We start from the raw sequence: 17,077 nt of genomic DNA on the forward strand, positions 1-17,077 counted from the left end.
AAATGGTATGATAATACATGTGAGTTAGCACTCTTGGCTATCGAGTGCTAACGATTTGAAAAATCATTACTAGTTGGAGGGATTTATCGTGTTAAAACCATTAGGTGATCGTGTCATTCTTGAAGTCACTCAAGAAGAAGAAAAAACAGTTGGAGGTTTAGTCTTAGCTTCTGCAGCAAAAGAAAAACCACAAACTGCTAAAATCGTAGCAGTTGGCGAAGGCAATGTACTGGAAAACGGTCAAAAAAGTCCAATGCCAGTAGCTGTTGGTGATATGGTAATGTTTGAAAAATACGCAGGTACAGAAGTGAAATATGAAGGCAGTGAATACTTGATTATTGCTGCTAAAGATATTATGGCAATCGTAGAATAAAAAATAATGAGGTGAAAGAATCATGGCAAAAGATATTAAATTTTCTGAAGACGCACGTGCAGCAATGCTTCGTGGTGTGGACAAATTAGCTGATACTGTAAAAGTAACATTAGGACCAAAAGGACGTAATGTCGTCTTAGAAAAATCTTATGGCTCTCCATTAATTACAAATGACGGTGTAACCATCGCAAAAGATATTGAGCTAGAAGATCATTTTGAAAATATGGGTGCGAAACTTGTTTCTGAAGTAGCTTCTAAAACAAATGATATCGCTGGTGACGGTACTACAACAGCGACTGTTCTTACCCAAGCAATTGTTCGTGAAGGTTTGAAAAACGTAACTGCTGGTGCTAACCCAATGGGAATTCGCCGTGGGATCGAATTAGCAACAAAGGCTGCGGTTGAAGAATTACACAGCATTTCTAAAGTTGTTGATTCAAAAGACGCGATCGCACAAGTTGCTGCTGTTTCTTCAGGTAGTGAAGAAGTCGGCAAATTAATTGCTGAAGCAATGGAAAAAGTTGGTAACGACGGCGTTATCACTATCGAAGAGTCAAAAGGGATCGACACAGAATTAGATGTCGTTGAAGGAATGCAATTTGATCGTGGTTACTTATCTCAATACATGGTAACTGACAACGATAAAATGGAAGCAGCTTTAGAAAATCCTTACATCCTGATCACTGACAAGAAAATCTCGAATATTCAAGATATCTTGCCTTTGTTAGAACAAGTTTTACAACAATCTCGTTCATTATTGATCATCGCTGATGATGTGGATGGCGAAGCATTGCCAACATTAGTCTTGAACAAGATTCGCGGAACATTCAACGTTGTAGCAGTTAAAGCTCCTGGCTTTGGCGATCGTCGTAAAGCGATGCTTGAAGATATCGCAGTCTTAACTGGTGCGACTGTGATTACAGAAGACCTAGGTTTAGACTTGAAAGAAGCAACGATTGAAAACTTAGGGACTGCCGGAAAAGTAGTTGTTGATAAAGACAATACAACGATCGTTGAGGGCGCTGGCGACAAAGCTGCTTTAGCTGACCGCGTAGAAATGATCAAACGCCAAATTGGTGAAACAACTTCTGATTTTGACCGTGAAAAATTACAAGAACGTTTAGCAAAACTTGCTGGCGGGGTTGCAGTGGTTAAAGTCGGTGCGGCAACTGAAACAGAATTGAAAGAATTAAAACTACGCATTGAAGATGCTTTGAACTCAACTCGTGCTGCGGTTGAAGAAGGAATCGTATCTGGTGGTGGTACAGCATTAGTCAACGTCATCAAGAAGGTTTCTGATTTAGATGCTGAAGGCGATGTAGCTACTGGTATCAAGATTGTCGTACGTGCTTTAGAAGAACCCGTTCGTCAAATCGCTGAAAATGCTGGTTTCGAAGGATCAGTTGTTATCGACAAATTGAAAAATGCGGACCATGGTACTGGATTCAACGCGGCTTCTGGCGAATATGTCAATATGATTGACGCTGGTATCGTTGACCCAACCAAAGTTACGCGCTCAGCTCTACAAAATGCAGCTTCTGTATCTGCTTTATTATTAACAACTGAAGCAGTCGTTGCTGACAAACCTGTTGAAGGTGGAGCAGCTGCTACACCAGCAATGGACCCATCAATGATGGGCGGCATGATGTAAACCAGTTATAAACAATGAGCCATCGGAAAAATTTCCGATGGCTTTTTTGTGTGCAGTTAGTTTGAATTTATATAGAAGCACCTGCTTATCATATAATATCTAAGTTGACTAATATATGTATAAAATTTATTGATTTTATGAAAATAAACTATTGGAATTTATCGATTAAATTTCTTACAATGAGCGTAAGAAGGAACTAGAGATCCTTGTTCAGAAATTATCAAAGAAATGATTAGATACAAATGGAACATTCCTAGTGAGGATGAATGATAACAACGTATAGAATTTGTCACACGTAGAGGCACTCATGTGAAATTTGTTACATATCAAGCGGAATTGATGAATAGAGCGTTCATTTTGAAAGGAGAACCACATGTTAAGAAATTTATTTGATGAGATTCCATTAGCATCGGGAGCAAGCTTTAAGAATCGTTTGTTTATGTCGCCGATGACAACCCAATCAGCCTTTTATGATGGGGAGATCACACAGCAAATTATTGATTACTATGCGTTTCGTTCTGGCGATGCGGCAGCGGTTATCGTTGAAAGCTGTTTTGTTGAAGATAAAGGACGCGGGTTTCCGGGAGCCTTAGGAGTCGATACGGATAAGAAAGTTGCGGGACTGACCGAATTAGCCACGGCAATTAAATCAAAAGGTTCGAAAGCAATCATGCAGATTTATCATGCGGGACGGATGGCTTGGCCAGAAATCAATGGTGGGGCGACACCAATCTCAGCAAGTCCAGTTGCGGCATTGCGGCCAAACGCTCCGGTTCCTCGAGAAATGACTGAAGAACAAATCTTAGAAATGATCACGATGTTTGGTGATGCAACGCGTCGTGCGATTGAGGCTGGCTTTGACGGCGTCGAAATTCACGGAGCCAATACGTTTATCTTGCAGCAATTCTTTTCCCCTCACTCAAATCGCAGAACGGATCAATGGGGCGGCAGTCGTGAAAAACGGGCGAAGTTTCCTTTAGAAGTGATGAAAGAGGTTCAACGGGTCGCCGAAGCACAAAAAGCGGAAAACTTTATCATTGGTTATCGTTTTTCACCGGAAGAGTTAGAAGAACCGGGAATTCATTTTGAAGACACGATGTATTTATTGAATACGCTTGCAGAGTTGAAGCCAGATTATTTCCATTTCTCAATGGGAGCATATACACGCCCATCGATCGTTGATTCGGACAATCCGGAACCGTTGATCACGAAATATTTAGCGCATCGTTCCTCTGCCTTGGCACAAATTCCAATCATGGGTGTCGGATCGATCTTGCAGCGAACAGATGCGGAAGATGCACTGAAATTAGGTTATGATCTTCTAGCAGTTGGAAAAGGATTCTTGATCGAGCCTAACTGGGTCAATTTGATCAAAGAAGACCAAGAAGTAAACGATTATGCCCACATCAATGCTCAACGGAAATTACTGATACCTACACCATTATGGGATTTCATGGCATACATGGTTATCGATCCCGAAGAGGAAAAACGCAAGCACGAACGGTTAAAAGAATTACAAAAAGTAAAATTGACCTTCAAACCTGGGACATACACGGTTGAAGCAAAGGGACATAATAGCGAGCTGGCTATGAATGTGACCTTCTCGGAAGAACGGATCGAAAAAATTGAAGCAGATCAAAGCAATGAATCAGAAGGCTTATCTGATCAGGTATTTATTCGTTTGCCGCAGCAAATAATTGATAGTCAAACGCTGAATGTTGATGTAATCTCAGGTGCTTCAGCATCCAGTCAAGGATTGATCGATGGTGTGGCAGAGGCAGTCGAACTGGCGGGAGCCAGCTCTGAAGTCTTGAAGGCGCGTCCGAAACCGACTGTTCAATGGTCTAAGGAAGTCGTTGAAGAAGAAGCCGATGTGGTGATTGTTGGCTCTGGTGCTGCGGGTATCTCTGCGGCATTGCGAGCGGACCAAATGGGTCTAAAAACAATTTTGCTAGAAAAATTAAGCTTTGTCGGCGGAGCAATCTCTATCAGCGGCGGAAACCAAGTAGTGATGGGCTCGAAATTGCAAGCACGTGCAGGTGTTTGTGACGATACAGTAGAATCTATGGTCGAAGACTTCTTAGCGAATGGGAGCGGCTTAAATGTTCCTGAACTTCTGACAACCTTGGCAGAAAATGTGGGCGAGGCAACAGACTGGGTCCACGAGTACATGGGTGTTGAATACGACATGGAGAATGGGCTGCACATTTTAGCAGAATACCGTAAAAATCGCGAGTTAGCCTACGAAGATGGCGGTCACGGATTTGCAGCGAGTGCTAGAAAGGCCTTAGAGCGAAGCAATGTAACGATTTATCTGCAAACTAAGGCAGAAAGTTTGTTAACTGATGGGAATGGGAAGGTCACTGGGTTAACAGCAGTTGAAGATACCGGCAAGCGTCATAATATTCATGCACAGGCAGTGGTCTTGACGACTGGCGGCTATGGCAACAATTCCAATTTATTGAACCACGAATTAAATAATATCTTATTCTATGGGACGAAATCGTCAACAGGCGATGGGATTCTGATGGCGACGACTCCAGAATTGAATGCGACAACGCGTTTGATGGAATATGGAAAGATTTATCCAAATGGTGTGGAGGTTTCGCAAGGGTATGCGAAATCGACGATCGGCGGAAATATCGAAGTAATGAAACGCAGCGGTTTATTAGTGAATACGGCTGGAGAACGAATAATCAATGAACGAGCAAGTAATAAGGAAATTCTGAACGTGCTTTTGAAGCAAGATCCGCAAATGCTGTTCTTGCTTATGGATGCGAAAAACTTTGAGATCTTTACAGAGGCAGTCGAAGAGGGTGGAATTACGCGGGAAGATTTGGCCCGGTGGATCGAAAATGAAAATGAGACGCCGCAAATTTTCCGCGCAGACACGCTAGCTGAATTGGCAGAAAAAGCTGGGATGGCTCGTGAAAGCTTAGTGAATACGGTCGCTCGCTATAATGGCTGGGTAGAAAAACAAACGGACGAAGATTTTGATCGTCAATTGAAGTTTTTACAGGAAAAGGTCGGTGAAGGTCCCTATTACATGATTGAACAGAAACCGCGGTTTGCGACTACGATGGGTGGTTTGGTCGCAAATAGCCAACTGCAAGTGTTGAACCGTAACGATCAAGTGATCGAAGGCCTTTATGCTGCTGGAGAATTGGTCGGCGGCGTGATGGGAAGCGACTCCCCTTCTGGCGCAAATAACGCATGGGCATTAACTTCTGGAAAATTGGCAGCAGAAAATGTTCATAAAACAGTCGCAGTTGAGTATGTCGTACAATAAGAAAAATGATCCTGAGACAGTTGTCTCGGGATTTTTTTCTTTTTTGCAAAATTATTTTCTTTCTACACAAAAATTTTTCTTCGCTATGTTAAAATATTTATTGGAAACCAAATCTTTTTACTTTAAAAAAATACATAGAGATAGGAGATAGTTAAATGAAATTAATCGAAACACCCTTGAATAGTAACGTTAACTTAGAAACTTTATATCCTAATCTAACAAAATATTTTTTTGATAAACGTCAGGCTGTGAAGCTGCTTAAACTATATGCTTATGACCGGACAAAGATCATTTATGCTGATCGATTTGATACGATCGATTTGTTGTTGTTAAATCGCCATCGTAAAATCAGCCACAAAGAAGTCGATACGATCATCCGTCGTCTGTTGAAGGTCGAACGTAAAGATGTCGTCGTAGATGTTGGTTACAAGAAACAGATCATGGAAGCCGGTTTGCGGCCGAAAGAGTCATATAAAGATATCATTGCGGTGGAATACAAAGTACCGAAAGAAGAATAATAAATGAAGAAAGGTCGCTGACCTTTCTTTTTTTGTAGAAAATCGATTGATCTTTTTCCGAACGAGAGTACCGAGAATTTCAACGATTGTAAGGAGACTAAGAGTACTCCCTCAAAGCTCTTGTGATATAATAAATGAAATAGTTTAAATTACTAAAAACAAATGAGGAGCATGACTATGAAAAAGTTGTACGAAGATGACAGTTTAACGCTTCATACGGATCTGTATCAAATCAATATGATGAAAACGTATTGGGAGACGGGCCGCGCGGATCTTCATGCCGTATTTGAGTGTTATTTCCGTAATATGCCGTTTGATAACGGTTATGTCATCTTTGCTGGATTAGAGCGTCTGGTTAAGTATTTGGAAAAATTGACCTTTAGCGAAAGTGATTTGGCGTACTTATCTGAGGTAGAGGAGTACCCGGCAGATTTTATCGCGTATTTGCGAGATTTCAAATTTGCCTGCACGGTTCGTTCAGCGGTGGAAGGGGAGTTAGTCTTCAATAATGAGCCGATTATCCAAGTGGAAGGCCCATTACTGCAATGTCAATTAGTCGAAACAGCGCTTTTAAACATCGTTAATTTCCAAACGCTGATCGCTACTAAAGCCGCCCGTATCAAATCGGTAATTGGTGATGATCCATTGTTAGAATTTGGTACACGCCGTGCCCAGGAAATGGATGCGGCACTTTGGGGAACTAGAGCCGCGTATATCGGTGGGGCTGATGCGACGAGCAATGTGCGCGCAGGCAAAATTTTTGGAATTCCTGACAGCGGCACCCATGCTCATTCCTTGATCCAATCTTATGGCAACGATTATGATGGATTTAAAGCCTATGCGGAGACCCATCGTGACTGTGTCTTCTTAGTGGATACTTACGATACTATTCGCTCAGGGGTACCGAATGCGATTAAAGTCGCGAAGGAAATGGGCGATAAAATCAATTTCTTAGGTGTCCGGATCGATAGCGGAGATATGGCTTATATTTCAAAACGTGTGCGTCAGCAATTGGATGAAGCAGGTTTCCCGGATGCGAAAATCTATGCTTCTAATGATTTGGATGAAAGTACCATTCAAAACTTGAAAATGCAGCATGCTAAAATCGATGTTTGGGGTGTCGGAACGAAGTTGATCACTGCTTACGATCAACCGGCGCTTGGCGCAGTCTTCAAGCTGGTCTCAATCGAAAATGAGCAAGGCGAGATGGTTGATACAATCAAACTTTCCAGCAATGCGGAAAAAGTTACCACACCAGGGAAGAAGCAAGTTTGGCGGATTACTCGTAAATCTGATGGCAAGTCAGAAGGGGATTACGTGACCTTGTGGGATGAAGATCCAAGAGAAGAAAAGGAAATCTTCATGTTCCATCCAGTGTATCCCTACATTAATAAAACAGTGAAAAATTTTGAGGCGCGTCCTGTTCTAAAAGATATTTTTGTAAAAGGCCAACGTGTCTACGAATTACCGGATCTAGAAATGGTTAAACAAGCGGCTAAGGACCATTTGGATTCCTTATGGGAAGAATACAAACGTGACCTTAATCCACAAAAATATCCAGTCGATCTTTCTACGGATTGTTGGAACCATAAAAACAAAATTATGGACCAAGTACGTAAATCTGTGGTAAAAACGGAACAAGAAGATTAAAGGAGTGGATGTGTCATGACGCTACAAGCAGAAATCATTAAAGAATTAGGGGTCAATCCCGTAATCGATCCGCAAGCAGAAATTCGGAAAAGTATCGAATTTTTGAAAGCATATCTTAAGAAATATCCGTTTTTAAAAACGTTTGTCTTAGGAATCAGCGGCGGACAAGATTCTTCATTGGCTGGTCGGCTTGCACAGCTTACAATGGAAGAAATGCGCCAGGAAACGGGCGATGATACGTACAAATTTATCGCGGTCCGCCTGCCGTATGGTGCTCAAGCGGATGAAGCCGATGCCAAAAGAGCGTTGGATTTTATCAAACCTGACGTTAGTTTGAGTGTGAATATCAAAGGTGCGGTTGATGCGGAGGTTGCGGCATTAGAAGAAGCCGGTGTAACGATCAGCGACTTCAACAAGGGCAATATCAAGGCGCGTCAACGTATGATCACTCAATACGGGATCGCCGGCGATAATCAAGGCGCTGTTATCGGAACGGATCATGCCGCTGAAAATATCACTGGATTTTTTACAAAATTTGGTGATGGCGGAGCAGATATTTTGCCGTTGTTCCGATTAAACAAACGTCAAGGGAAAATGTTGCTGAAGGAATTAGAGGCACCTGAAGCCTTGTATTTGAAAATTCCTACAGCCGATTTAGAAGATGGCAAACCATTGATCGCGGACGAAGTGGCCTTGGGTGTAACGTATGATGATATCGACGATTACTTAGAAGGTAAGACGATCGATGCGAAAGCACAAGCTACAATCGAAAACTGGTGGAACAAGACGCAGCATAAGCGCCATTTGCCAATCACAATTTTCGATGATTTTTGGAAATAATCGATTCATGCAGTCTAGCGAGACTCTGTCTTTGCTAGACTTTTTTTGTGCATTTATTGATGCGGAAGAGCAACTTTCTTTTCAATGGTTAAGGTTCGTTGTGGACTTCTTTACATTCTTCTGTTTTCTCGCTAAACTATTTAGGAGTTCATGAATAGGAGAGGTTTATGCAAAAATTTCGCAAGCTTCCTTGGCGCCCGATTTTGACAATTTTCGGCGTACTAGGCTTAATTATAGTTTCAAATCTTTTTTTCCAATTAACACAAAACGAGTTTTCATTCGATCTCGCGTTTAAATTCGCTTTTTCATGGCACACGGAAAAGTTTTTCTTGGGCTGTCTGGTACTGCTTATTTTTTATGTTTGGATCAGCAGTTTCTTAGGTTCGCTAAAAACCGGCAGTTTGTTTTATGTGCTGGTAGTGATTGGCGTGGGGATCGCTAATTTCTTGAAAATGAAATATCGGATGGAGCCGATCTATCCAGATGATTTGAAGATGATCACTGAATTTGGAATGATCCGTGATATGGTCGGGACGCTAGTATTTTTATTATTCCTTCTGCTTTTGGCGGCTGGAATCTTTTTAATCATTTTTAGCTTGAGGAAAAGTTTGAAGCTAGGAAAGAAACAACAATGGGTTCGTGTCGGCCTTTTCGTTTTAGCTAGCGGTCTGCTGCTGTATATCGGAAGCTTTAACCAGCAGAACAATTTATTACGCAAAGCCTACAATAAAACGGCTTTGTGGATTCCTTACAGTCAGAAGATGAACTATTACAATACCGGTTTTATGGGAGGATTCCTCTATAATCTGCCCGTCGATGCGATGGAAAAGCCGGAGAATTATTCTGAGGCCAATGTTAAAAAAATCACCAAAGAGTATCAAGGAACCAATGAAACTTCGGATGAAAAGCCGAATATCGTTTACGTCATGAGTGAAAGTTTTTCCGACCCTAGTCGTTTGAGCGGCTTAGAGGTATTGGGCGGTGATCCTTTGGAGGCTTATCGTGAAGTCGCGGATCGAACCTATAGCGGGCAAATGCTGTCGCAAAACTATGGCGGTGGGACCGCAAATATCGAATTTGAGGCTTTGACGGGTTTCTCGATGGAATTGTTTAATGCACAAATGACCACGCCGTATACAATGCTGATGTCAGAATTCAAGTCGTTTCCCTCAATGGTATCGACATTGAAGGAACGCGGCTATGAAGCAACGGCGATCCATCCGTACAATACTTCGATGTATAAACGAAAAGACGTGTATAAAACGTTTGGATTTGATCAGTTTTTAGATGAGAGCAGTATGAAGCATACGGATAAGCTTGAAAATAATCCGTACATCTCGGATGCAGCGGCGTATCAAGAAATCTTTGATCAATTGGAAAAGAATAAAAAGCCGCAATTTCTGCATCTCGTAACGATGCAGACGCATATGCCTTATGAGAACAAATATGCGGACCTGCCTTATATGGTCAAAGGTGATAACAGCCTGTCGGTGCAAAGCTATCTACAGGATATTGCCTATAGCAGTGAAGCCTTGAAAAACTTTTTAAACGAGTTGGATGAGCTGCCGGAAAGAACATTGGTCGTATTTTGGGGCGATCATTTGCCGGGGATTTATTCGGATGAGATCCAAAAAGAAAACCAAGGGCATCAATTGCATGAGACGGAGTTTCTAATGTATGACAATCGCCACGAATTGAACAATCAACAGGTTACGACTAGTCCGTTTTATTTTGGAGCCGACCTATTTCAACAAGCCCGCCTGCAAACAACTGGCTTTCAAACCTTATTGAGCGATCTGCAAAAGGAGCTGCCGGCTTTTGAAAAAGGGATGTACTATCAAGCTGGTCAGTGGTCCAAAGAGGCTCGGCTGAATAAGAAACAGGAAAAAATCTATCAAGATTATCAAATGATCCAATACGATATCACGGCTGGCAATCAGTACAGCCTAAAAGAAAAATTCTTTGAATAAACAGATGAACTAAGGGAGCACACATGGGATTTAAAAAGAAAGACAATCAAAATTATTACAATCCGCTGCGCCGCGCAGTACTGAATCATCAAATGATCGAACCGGGCGATAAGGTAGCGGTTGGTATGAGCGGCGGGAAAGACAGCACGACATTACTTTATTTATTGGACCGGATTCGGCGGCAAAGACGATTAGGCTTTGATTTTGAGATTGTGCCGATTTCTCTAGATATGGGGTTTGAAGGCTGCGATATCACACCGATGAAGCAATTCGTCGAAAGTTTGGGCTATCAATTAGAGATCGTACCGACCAATATCGCCAAGGTCGTTTTTGATATTCGTGAAGAAAAGTCGCCTTGTTCGTTATGTGCAAAGCTACGTCGAGGCATCTTGTACAATCGAGCTAGTCAACTAGGTTGTCAAAAGGTCGCTTTAGGTCACCACATCGATGATGCGATCGAAACGTACTTTATGAACTTTTTGTTTCACGGACGGTTAAACAGTTTTGAACCGAAAAGTTATTTATCTAAAACAAACGTGACGTTAATCCGTCCGATGATCTATTTGGAGGAAAAACAAATCATTCGTCTTGTGAAACGCGAAGAGCTGCCGGTGATTTTCAATCCTTGTCCTGTGGATAAAAAGACAAAGCGGGAAGAGATCAAACATTTGGTGACTGGGCTTGCGAATTACTACCCAGATATCCGGGAAAAGTTTATAATGGGCATGGAACAAGGAACAGCTGAAGATTTTTGGATAAAAGTCTCTGATGGAAACTCTTACAACCCATTAATTTGAAAGTAGTGATTGTATTCCAGCCTTTTCTCATGCTATAATTCGTTTTGTATTCATGAGGGAGTAACTAGCAGCGCAAGCTGTGGCAACGCCACCAGCAAGAAAAAATATTTTCTGGTGTTGTCTTAAATAGTGAGACTTATGTATGTGTTTTTCGCATACACAAGTCTATTTTTTTTATTCCCAAAAGGAACGCTAATTTTAAGGAGGATAATAATGTCGGAGGAGAAAAAACAACAACTGATAAAACCTTTTTACTCAGAAGAAACAGAACAGGTTTTAGCGGAAGTTCAAACGACGGAAGAAGGGCTGACATCTGCTGAGGCAGAAAAACGCCTAGGCGAGTTTGGTTTGAACGAATTAGAAGAGGGCGAAAAGAAAAGTATGCTCGCTCGCTTCTTGGAGCAGTTTAAAGATTTAATGATTATTGTCTTATTGTTTGCGGCAATCATCTCTGCTGTCGTCTCTCACGAAGTAGTGGATTCAATCATTATCTTAGCCGTTGTTATCATTAATGCGGTGATGGGTGTGGTACAAGAATCTAAAGCGGAAGAAGCCATTGAAGCTTTACGTGAAATGTCGACACCAAATGCGAATGTTCTGCGTGATGGTCATATCAGTTCTGTGAAATCAACGGATCTAGTTCCTGGTGATATCGTGATGCTGGAAGCAGGCGATGTCGTGCCGGCGGATTTACGTTTGATCGAAGTGGCTTCATTGAAGATCGAAGAAGCTGCGTTGACCGGTGAATCGGTACCAGTCGAAAAAGAACTGATCGTTATTGATGAAGGCGAAGTCGCTATTGGGGATCGCGTCAATATGGCTTATTCAAATAGTAATGTGACTTACGGCCGAGGAAAAGGTGTTGTCGTTAATACGGGGATGACCACCGAAGTCGGAAAAATTGCCGGTATGCTGGCGCAAGCGGATGAAACTGAAACGCCGCTTAAAACGAATCTGAACCAATTGAGCAAATTCTTGACCTTTGCAATTATTATCATCGCTGTTGTGATGTTCTTCGTAGGGATTTTCTTCAATAATACTTCTTGGGTTGATATGTTATTGACGTCTATCTCATTAGCTGTTGCTGCGATTCCAGAAGGTTTGCCGGCGATCGTGACAATTATCTTGGCTTTAGGTACTCAGGTAATGGCAAAACGGAACTCTGTGATCCGCAAGCTGCCTGCTGTTGAAACATTAGGTTCGACAGACATTATCGCTTCTGATAAAACTGGGACTTTGACACTGAACCAAATGACCGTTGAAAAATTATATGTTGATAACAAACAATATGCCGCAAGCGGCGAAGTACCTGTCGACAGCATGGCGATGAAAGTTATGAACTATGCGAATGATACGAAATTTACGCAAGAGGGCGGCTTGATCGGTGATCCGACAGAAACAGCGTTGGTGCAATTTGGTTTAAACAATGCTTTCGACGTGCGTGAAAAAGTAGCAGAAGAACCTCGTGTAGGTGAACTGCCTTTCGACTCAGATCGTAAATTAATGAGTACCTTGCATGAAGAAAAAGATGGAAAAATCTTAGTCGCCGTGAAAGGTGCACCGGATGTTCTATTGAATCGTGCGTCACAAATTTTATTGAACGGTCAAGTTGTTCCAATGACCGAAAAAGAAAAACAAGACATTTTAGCTAACAACAAAGACATGGCGCAACAAGCGCTGCGTGTTCTTGGGATGGCCTATAAATACGTAGATCAAGTGCCGGTTGAGTTAGAATCGGAAATGGTTGAAAATGATTTGATCTTTGCTGGTTTAGTCGGCATGATCGATCCAGAACGGGCGGAAGCTGCTGAAGCGGTACGTGTCGCTAAAGAAGCTGGTGTTCGTCCAATCATGATTACTGGTGACCATAAGGATACAGCTGAAGCAATTGCTGCTCGTTTAGGAATCATTGAAAAAGGTGATGATGATTCTGTTTTAACCGGAGCACAATTAAATGAAATGTCCGATGATGAGTTCGCACAAAAAGTGGAACACTATTCTGTTTATGCGCGGGTTTCTCCAGAACATAAAGTACGAATCGTAAAAGCATGGCAAAAAGAAGGTAAAGTAGTTGCCATGACCGGTGATGGTGTTAACGATGCGCCTGCATTGAAACAAGCGGATATCGGTATCGGTATGGGGATCACAGGGACGGAAGTTTCTAAAGGCGCTTCTGATATGGTTCTTGCTGATGACAACTTCGCGACAATCGTTGTTGCGGTGGAAGAAGGACGTAAAGTCTTCTCAAATATCCAAAAAGCGGTTCAATATCTATTAGCAGCCAATTTGGGTGAAGTATTGACCCTGTTTATCGCGACACTACTTGGCTGGGATACATTGCTGCCAATTCACTTATTGTGGATCAACTTAGTAACGGATACGTTCCCAGCGATCGCGCTAGGGATGGAACCAGCAGAAAAAGATTTGATGCAGCATAAACCACGCGGCCGCAGCTCAAACTTATTCTCAGGCGGCGTCTTCTCAAGTATCATTTATCAAGGGATCTTAGAAGCTGCAACGGTCTTGTTCGTTTACTGGTCTGCGATTCAATGGCCAGTTCACACAAGCTACGGCGACATTCACTCAGACGCGTTGACGATGGCATTTGCGACATTAGGATTAATGCAGCTTTTCCATGCCTTCAACGTGAAATCTGTTCACCAATCATTATTTAAAGTTGGACCTTTCCGCAATAAGAGCTTCAACTGGGCGATCTTACTGTCCTTTGCATTGATGATGATCATCATCATTGTACCGGGGCTAAATGATATCTTCCGAGTTGCTCATCTTGATTTATATCAATGGGGAATCGTGATCGGAGCGTCATTTGCGATCATTCCAATCGTTGAAATCGTAAAAGTTTTCCAACGAAGTGCACTAAAAAAATAAAGAAATAAAAACTTCGCATGCGATCAGCTGTTGATCGCCATGCGAAGTTTTTTTATTTGATTAAAGCATACATGCACATATCTTTTATTTCACCATTCTTCACCGCATTTTTACGCAACGTCCCTTCTAATTGGAAGCCGCATTTTTCTAGTAGGCGACAAGAAGCTCGGTTGGTTGTAAAAGGTTCCGCAAAAATACGCATAATATCAGTCGCTTTAAAAACGTAGTCTGTCAGCTGCTTCACAGCGCTTGTCCCAAGGCCCTGTCCCCAGTAATCCTCAGCTAAATAGTAGCCCATTTCGGCCGTTTGGCGATGAATATTCTCACAGCGAAAGGCCCCGATGCTGCCAATTACCTGATCCTTTTTGTTAACAATCGCAAAGGCGAATGTTTTTGTCGCATCGCTTTCCAGCATGCTGTTAATGAAGTCCTGCGCGTCCTTTTCTGTATACGGGTAGGAAAGGCCGTCACGCAGATTATCCTGAATTTTTTTATTACTCAGAATTTTCGCTAATTGCTCCGCATCTTCAGCACGCCATTTTCTGATAATCTTATCCATAGTCGTTCCTCCTATAAAAGCTGTTACTTTCACCGTAACATCAAATAAATCAAAAATGAAGGAAAGTTTTAATATTTTCTGAGCAGCTTTGCATATTGGCGGAAAATCGGTAAAATGAAGGTATCAAATGAAAGAAAGTAGGAATCGATCAATGCGATCTAACACAGGTTTTTATGCGAGAGAAATAAATGAAATCGTCCAAAATACAGAAAAAATGGGTGAGCGTCTGCACCCAAGTTATGAAGAAATCCGTACGGCTTTAGATGAAAAGAAAATGGCCGACTTTGATCAAGAACATTTATCTGAAATTCATGAACTGTTCAAAGAGGGGACTCAATTTTACCAATTAAATCTGGAAAAAATCGGTATGTTAAAAGCACCGGCCAAAGTGATGGGAAATCACAAAAGCTTCCAGAAAGCTTATACTCAATATGTAGCCGGCTGCCAAGAAATGACGGATAGTTTGTTGCCGGAAGTAAACGAAGAAGCCTTTAATGCTGCTGAAAAAAAACAAGACGCTGCAACGGATATCATTTATAAAACAATTCAAAAAATCACTAATTTGTTATTGAAATAGTAAACAAACCAAAATCCAAAGAGAACAAAGGTTTTCTAATTTTATTATAACGTTATTTTAAATACAAATGAAAAGGAATCGAGTATGATTAACTCATAACCAATAACGACCTTTTCTTTTTCATTGCATTTAGGTAATACTCCTTTAGCACCGATTTGCCGATCGGTGCTTTTTTGTGAGTTCTACTGCCAGCTTCAGCTGGCTAAGTAGAATCATATGCGTAACGAGAATAAATTCATTTTTCCGGTTTTCGGGGAAAATGATTTCCTTGTAAACGAGATAGCTGTCAGTTCTGCTTTTCGCAGTTTATCAATTTTGATCCGTGATTATAAAGTTTAATGTTTATTGAGCATGGGCAGTTTAGCAGAATGATATGCGAAATGACAATCAGACTCATTTTTCTATAAGAAAAATGAATCCTTTAGTAGGAAATAGCTGTGAGTTCTACTGCCAGCTTCAACGGGGCTAAGTAGAATCATATGCGCAACGAGAATAAATTTTTTTCCGGTTTTTGGGGAAAATGATTTCCTTGTAAACGAGATAGCTGTCAGTTCTGCTTTTCGATGCAAAGATAATCTGAGCTAAGGGAATTATATAGATCAACAAAAGAAGCGGCCGAATTTTAAATTCAGCCGCTTCTTTGTATTCCTAATTTTCGATATTTCGTACATAATTCTCAAAGTAATCGTTCAGATCTTTTTTGATTTTCTGATACTCTTCTTCGGTATATTCTTTTTCCTCTAGTCGACCTTTAAAATTTGGCAAATCCAAATCTTTTTTCAGGCGTTCGATGACTGCTTCTTTATCCATAGACATCTCCTTTCTGCTGCGACGTCAATGACAAACTTTTAGTTGAAAGAAACACAAACCGCTTCTGGTGCGAAAACATCTTTTTGGATCATCGTCAATAAGCCAGTCTCGCTATCACGACGATAAAGTGTTAAGTTGTCGCTGTTTTGGTTGGCGGCAACGACATAAGCATCATCTGGACTCAAAGCGAAATCTCTTGGGAAGTCGCCTTCTGTTGCAATCGATTGGATCAAGTCAATGCTCAAGCCGTCTTCGTCAATAGAGAAGACAGCGATCGAGTTGTGGCCACGATTTGACGCATACAAGAAGCGACCATCAGCGGATACACGAATCGCTGCGCCGCCATTTTCACCGTCAAAATCTTTTGGCAAGGTAGAAATTTTTTGTTTTTGAGTAAAGCTGCCATCAGTCTCGTCATAGGTCAAGACGCTGACGCTGCTGTCTAATTCACCAAAAAGATAAGCGATTCTTTTCGTTGGATGAAAAACTAAATGACGAGGGCCAGTCCCTGGCTCTGCCACGTAGACAGCGACTTCTTCGACTTCGCCCGCTTCGGTCACATCATAAGTGTAAACCCGATCCGTTCCAAGATCGCAGACAACTAAGCGCTGATCTGGAGCAAGGTCTGTATAGTGTGTATGAGCCTTGTCTTGGTTTTTATGAGGTCCAGTCGGTTCTTTATGGAAAAGAGTAGCCACGGCCTCAAGAGAGCCGTCAGGTTGGATCTTATAGGTATTCAGTTCGCCTTTGTGATAGTTGGCGCCATAGACTAATTGACGCGGTTCATCGACAGCGACGTAACAAGGCGAAGCGCCTTCTTCTGTCACCGCATTCAAAAATTTATTTTGGGGATCGTAACTCGCCATTCCACCCTGACCTTCGCGACTTGTTACTGAGTAAAGAAAATTTTCATTACTTTTTGCAAGATAGGTCGGACTGTTTTCTTTTGTTACCAACTCCAAATTGTTTAACGTTTCAGTCGCAGTATCTAAATCAATTTGATAGATGCCTTCGCTGACGCGTCGTGTGTAGGTTCCTAAGATTATTTTGTGGATCATGGAAAAACCTCCTTCATTATAAGTCCATTTTAGCAAGTTTATTCCCGCTTGGATAGCGCTAACTTTATGATATAATTGAAAAATAAACTAGAAAAG

13 protein-coding genes are annotated in these 17,077 nt (G+C 41.6%); 10 read left to right on the top strand and 3 right to left on the bottom strand.

Annotation, left to right across the window (positions count from 1 at the left end):
- Positions 1 to 88 precede the first annotated feature (88 nt).
- From groES to I585_RS17990, 9 genes are all read left to right on the top strand, one after another.
- Complete coding sequence (gene groES / locus I585_RS17950) at positions 89 to 373, top strand: co-chaperone GroES (protein ID WP_010740614.1); 285 nt, start codon at positions 89 to 91, stop codon at positions 371 to 373.
- Between the two features lie 22 nt (positions 374 to 395).
- Entirely contained in the window at positions 396 to 2,024 is a 1,629-nt protein-coding gene (gene groL, locus I585_RS17955; protein WP_010740613.1) for a chaperonin GroEL, read from the top strand.
- A 373-nt stretch (positions 2,025 to 2,397) separates the two neighbouring features.
- Positions 2,398 to 5,313: an NADH-dependent flavin oxidoreductase gene (locus I585_RS17960; RefSeq protein WP_010740612.1), complete on the top strand. Its 2,916-nt coding sequence runs from the start codon at positions 2,398 to 2,400 to the stop codon at positions 5,311 to 5,313.
- A gap of 155 nt (positions 5,314 to 5,468) precedes the next feature.
- Positions 5,469 to 5,831, top strand: coding sequence for a DUF1827 family protein (locus I585_RS17965; RefSeq protein WP_010740611.1), 363 nt, complete (start codon positions 5,469 to 5,471; stop codon positions 5,829 to 5,831).
- A gap of 177 nt (positions 5,832 to 6,008) precedes the next feature.
- Positions 6,009 to 7,481, top strand: coding sequence for a nicotinate phosphoribosyltransferase (locus I585_RS17970; protein WP_010740610.1), 1,473 nt, complete (start codon positions 6,009 to 6,011; stop codon positions 7,479 to 7,481).
- A 15-nt stretch (positions 7,482 to 7,496) separates the two neighbouring features.
- Positions 7,497 to 8,321 (top strand): ammonia-dependent NAD(+) synthetase, encoded by an 825-nt coding sequence (gene nadE / locus I585_RS17975; protein WP_010740609.1) that lies wholly within the window; start codon positions 7,497 to 7,499, stop codon positions 8,319 to 8,321.
- 167 nt (positions 8,322 to 8,488) lie between these two features.
- Positions 8,489 to 10,291 carry an LTA synthase family protein gene (locus tag I585_RS17980; protein ID WP_010740608.1) on the top strand — a complete coding sequence of 601 codons (1,803 nt, stop codon included), beginning with the start codon at positions 8,489 to 8,491 and terminating at the stop codon, positions 10,289 to 10,291.
- Between the two features lie 23 nt (positions 10,292 to 10,314).
- Complete coding sequence (locus I585_RS17985) at positions 10,315 to 11,088, top strand: tRNA 2-thiocytidine biosynthesis TtcA family protein (RefSeq protein WP_010740607.1); 774 nt, start codon at positions 10,315 to 10,317, stop codon at positions 11,086 to 11,088.
- A 213-nt stretch (positions 11,089 to 11,301) separates the two neighbouring features.
- Positions 11,302 to 13,977 (top strand): cation-translocating P-type ATPase, encoded by a 2,676-nt coding sequence (locus I585_RS17990; protein WP_010740606.1) that lies wholly within the window; start codon positions 11,302 to 11,304, stop codon positions 13,975 to 13,977.
- 52 nt (positions 13,978 to 14,029) lie between these two features.
- Here the strand turns inward: I585_RS17990 and I585_RS17995 are convergent, their stop codons facing one another.
- Positions 14,030 to 14,536, bottom strand: coding sequence for a GNAT family N-acetyltransferase (locus tag I585_RS17995; protein ID WP_010740605.1), 507 nt, complete (start codon positions 14,534 to 14,536; stop codon positions 14,030 to 14,032).
- Between the two features lie 151 nt (positions 14,537 to 14,687).
- Between I585_RS17995 and I585_RS18000 the strand changes: the two genes are divergently transcribed.
- The gene (locus I585_RS18000) at positions 14,688 to 15,113 is read left to right on the top strand and encodes a hypothetical protein (RefSeq protein ID WP_010740604.1); all 426 of its coding nucleotides are present in this window, start codon (positions 14,688 to 14,690) and stop codon (positions 15,111 to 15,113) included.
- Positions 15,114 to 15,761: 648 nt separating this feature from the next.
- On the opposite strand, the gene I585_RS23465 is transcribed toward I585_RS18000, so the two are convergent.
- Positions 15,762 to 15,923 (bottom strand): hypothetical protein, encoded by a 162-nt coding sequence (locus I585_RS23465; RefSeq protein ID WP_010740603.1) that lies wholly within the window; start codon positions 15,921 to 15,923, stop codon positions 15,762 to 15,764.
- Positions 15,924 to 15,961: 38 nt separating this feature from the next.
- Entirely contained in the window at positions 15,962 to 16,981 is a 1,020-nt protein-coding gene (locus I585_RS18005) for a lactonase family protein (protein ID WP_010740602.1), read from the bottom strand.
- Between the last annotated feature and the right edge of the window lie 96 nt (positions 16,982 to 17,077).

It is taken from the genome of Enterococcus malodoratus ATCC 43197 (assembly GCF_000407185.1).
Taxonomy (GTDB): Bacteria; Bacillota; Bacilli; order Lactobacillales; family Enterococcaceae; genus Enterococcus_A; species Enterococcus_A malodoratus.

Bases quoted from the DNA above. Each gene is read 5' to 3' on its own strand.
- groL (WP_010740613.1), top strand. From the start codon at position 396: ATGGCAAAAGATATTAAATTTTCTGAAGACGCACGTGCAGCAATGCTT.
- I585_RS17960 (WP_010740612.1), top strand. From the start codon at position 2,398: ATGTTAAGAAATTTATTTGATGAGATTCCATTAGCATCGGGAGCAAGC.
- I585_RS17965 (WP_010740611.1), top strand. From the start codon at position 5,469: ATGAAATTAATCGAAACACCCTTGAATAGTAACGTTAACTTAGAAACT.
- I585_RS17970 (WP_010740610.1), top strand. From the start codon at position 6,009: ATGAAAAAGTTGTACGAAGATGACAGTTTAACGCTTCATACGGATCTG.
- nadE (WP_010740609.1), top strand. From the start codon at position 7,497: ATGACGCTACAAGCAGAAATCATTAAAGAATTAGGGGTCAATCCCGTA.
- I585_RS17980 (WP_010740608.1), top strand. From the start codon at position 8,489: ATGCAAAAATTTCGCAAGCTTCCTTGGCGCCCGATTTTGACAATTTTC.
- I585_RS17985 (WP_010740607.1), top strand. From the start codon at position 10,315: ATGGGATTTAAAAAGAAAGACAATCAAAATTATTACAATCCGCTGCGC.
- I585_RS17990 (WP_010740606.1), top strand. From the start codon at position 11,302: ATGTCGGAGGAGAAAAAACAACAACTGATAAAACCTTTTTACTCAGAA.
- I585_RS17995 (WP_010740605.1), bottom strand. From the start codon at position 14,536: ATGGATAAGATTATCAGAAAATGGCGTGCTGAAGATGCGGAGCAATTA.
- I585_RS18000 (WP_010740604.1), top strand. From the start codon at position 14,688: ATGCGATCTAACACAGGTTTTTATGCGAGAGAAATAAATGAAATCGTC.
- I585_RS23465 (WP_010740603.1), bottom strand. From the start codon at position 15,923: ATGGATAAAGAAGCAGTCATCGAACGCCTGAAAAAAGATTTGGATTTG.
- I585_RS18005 (WP_010740602.1), bottom strand. From the start codon at position 16,981: ATGATCCACAAAATAATCTTAGGAACCTACACACGACGCGTCAGCGAA.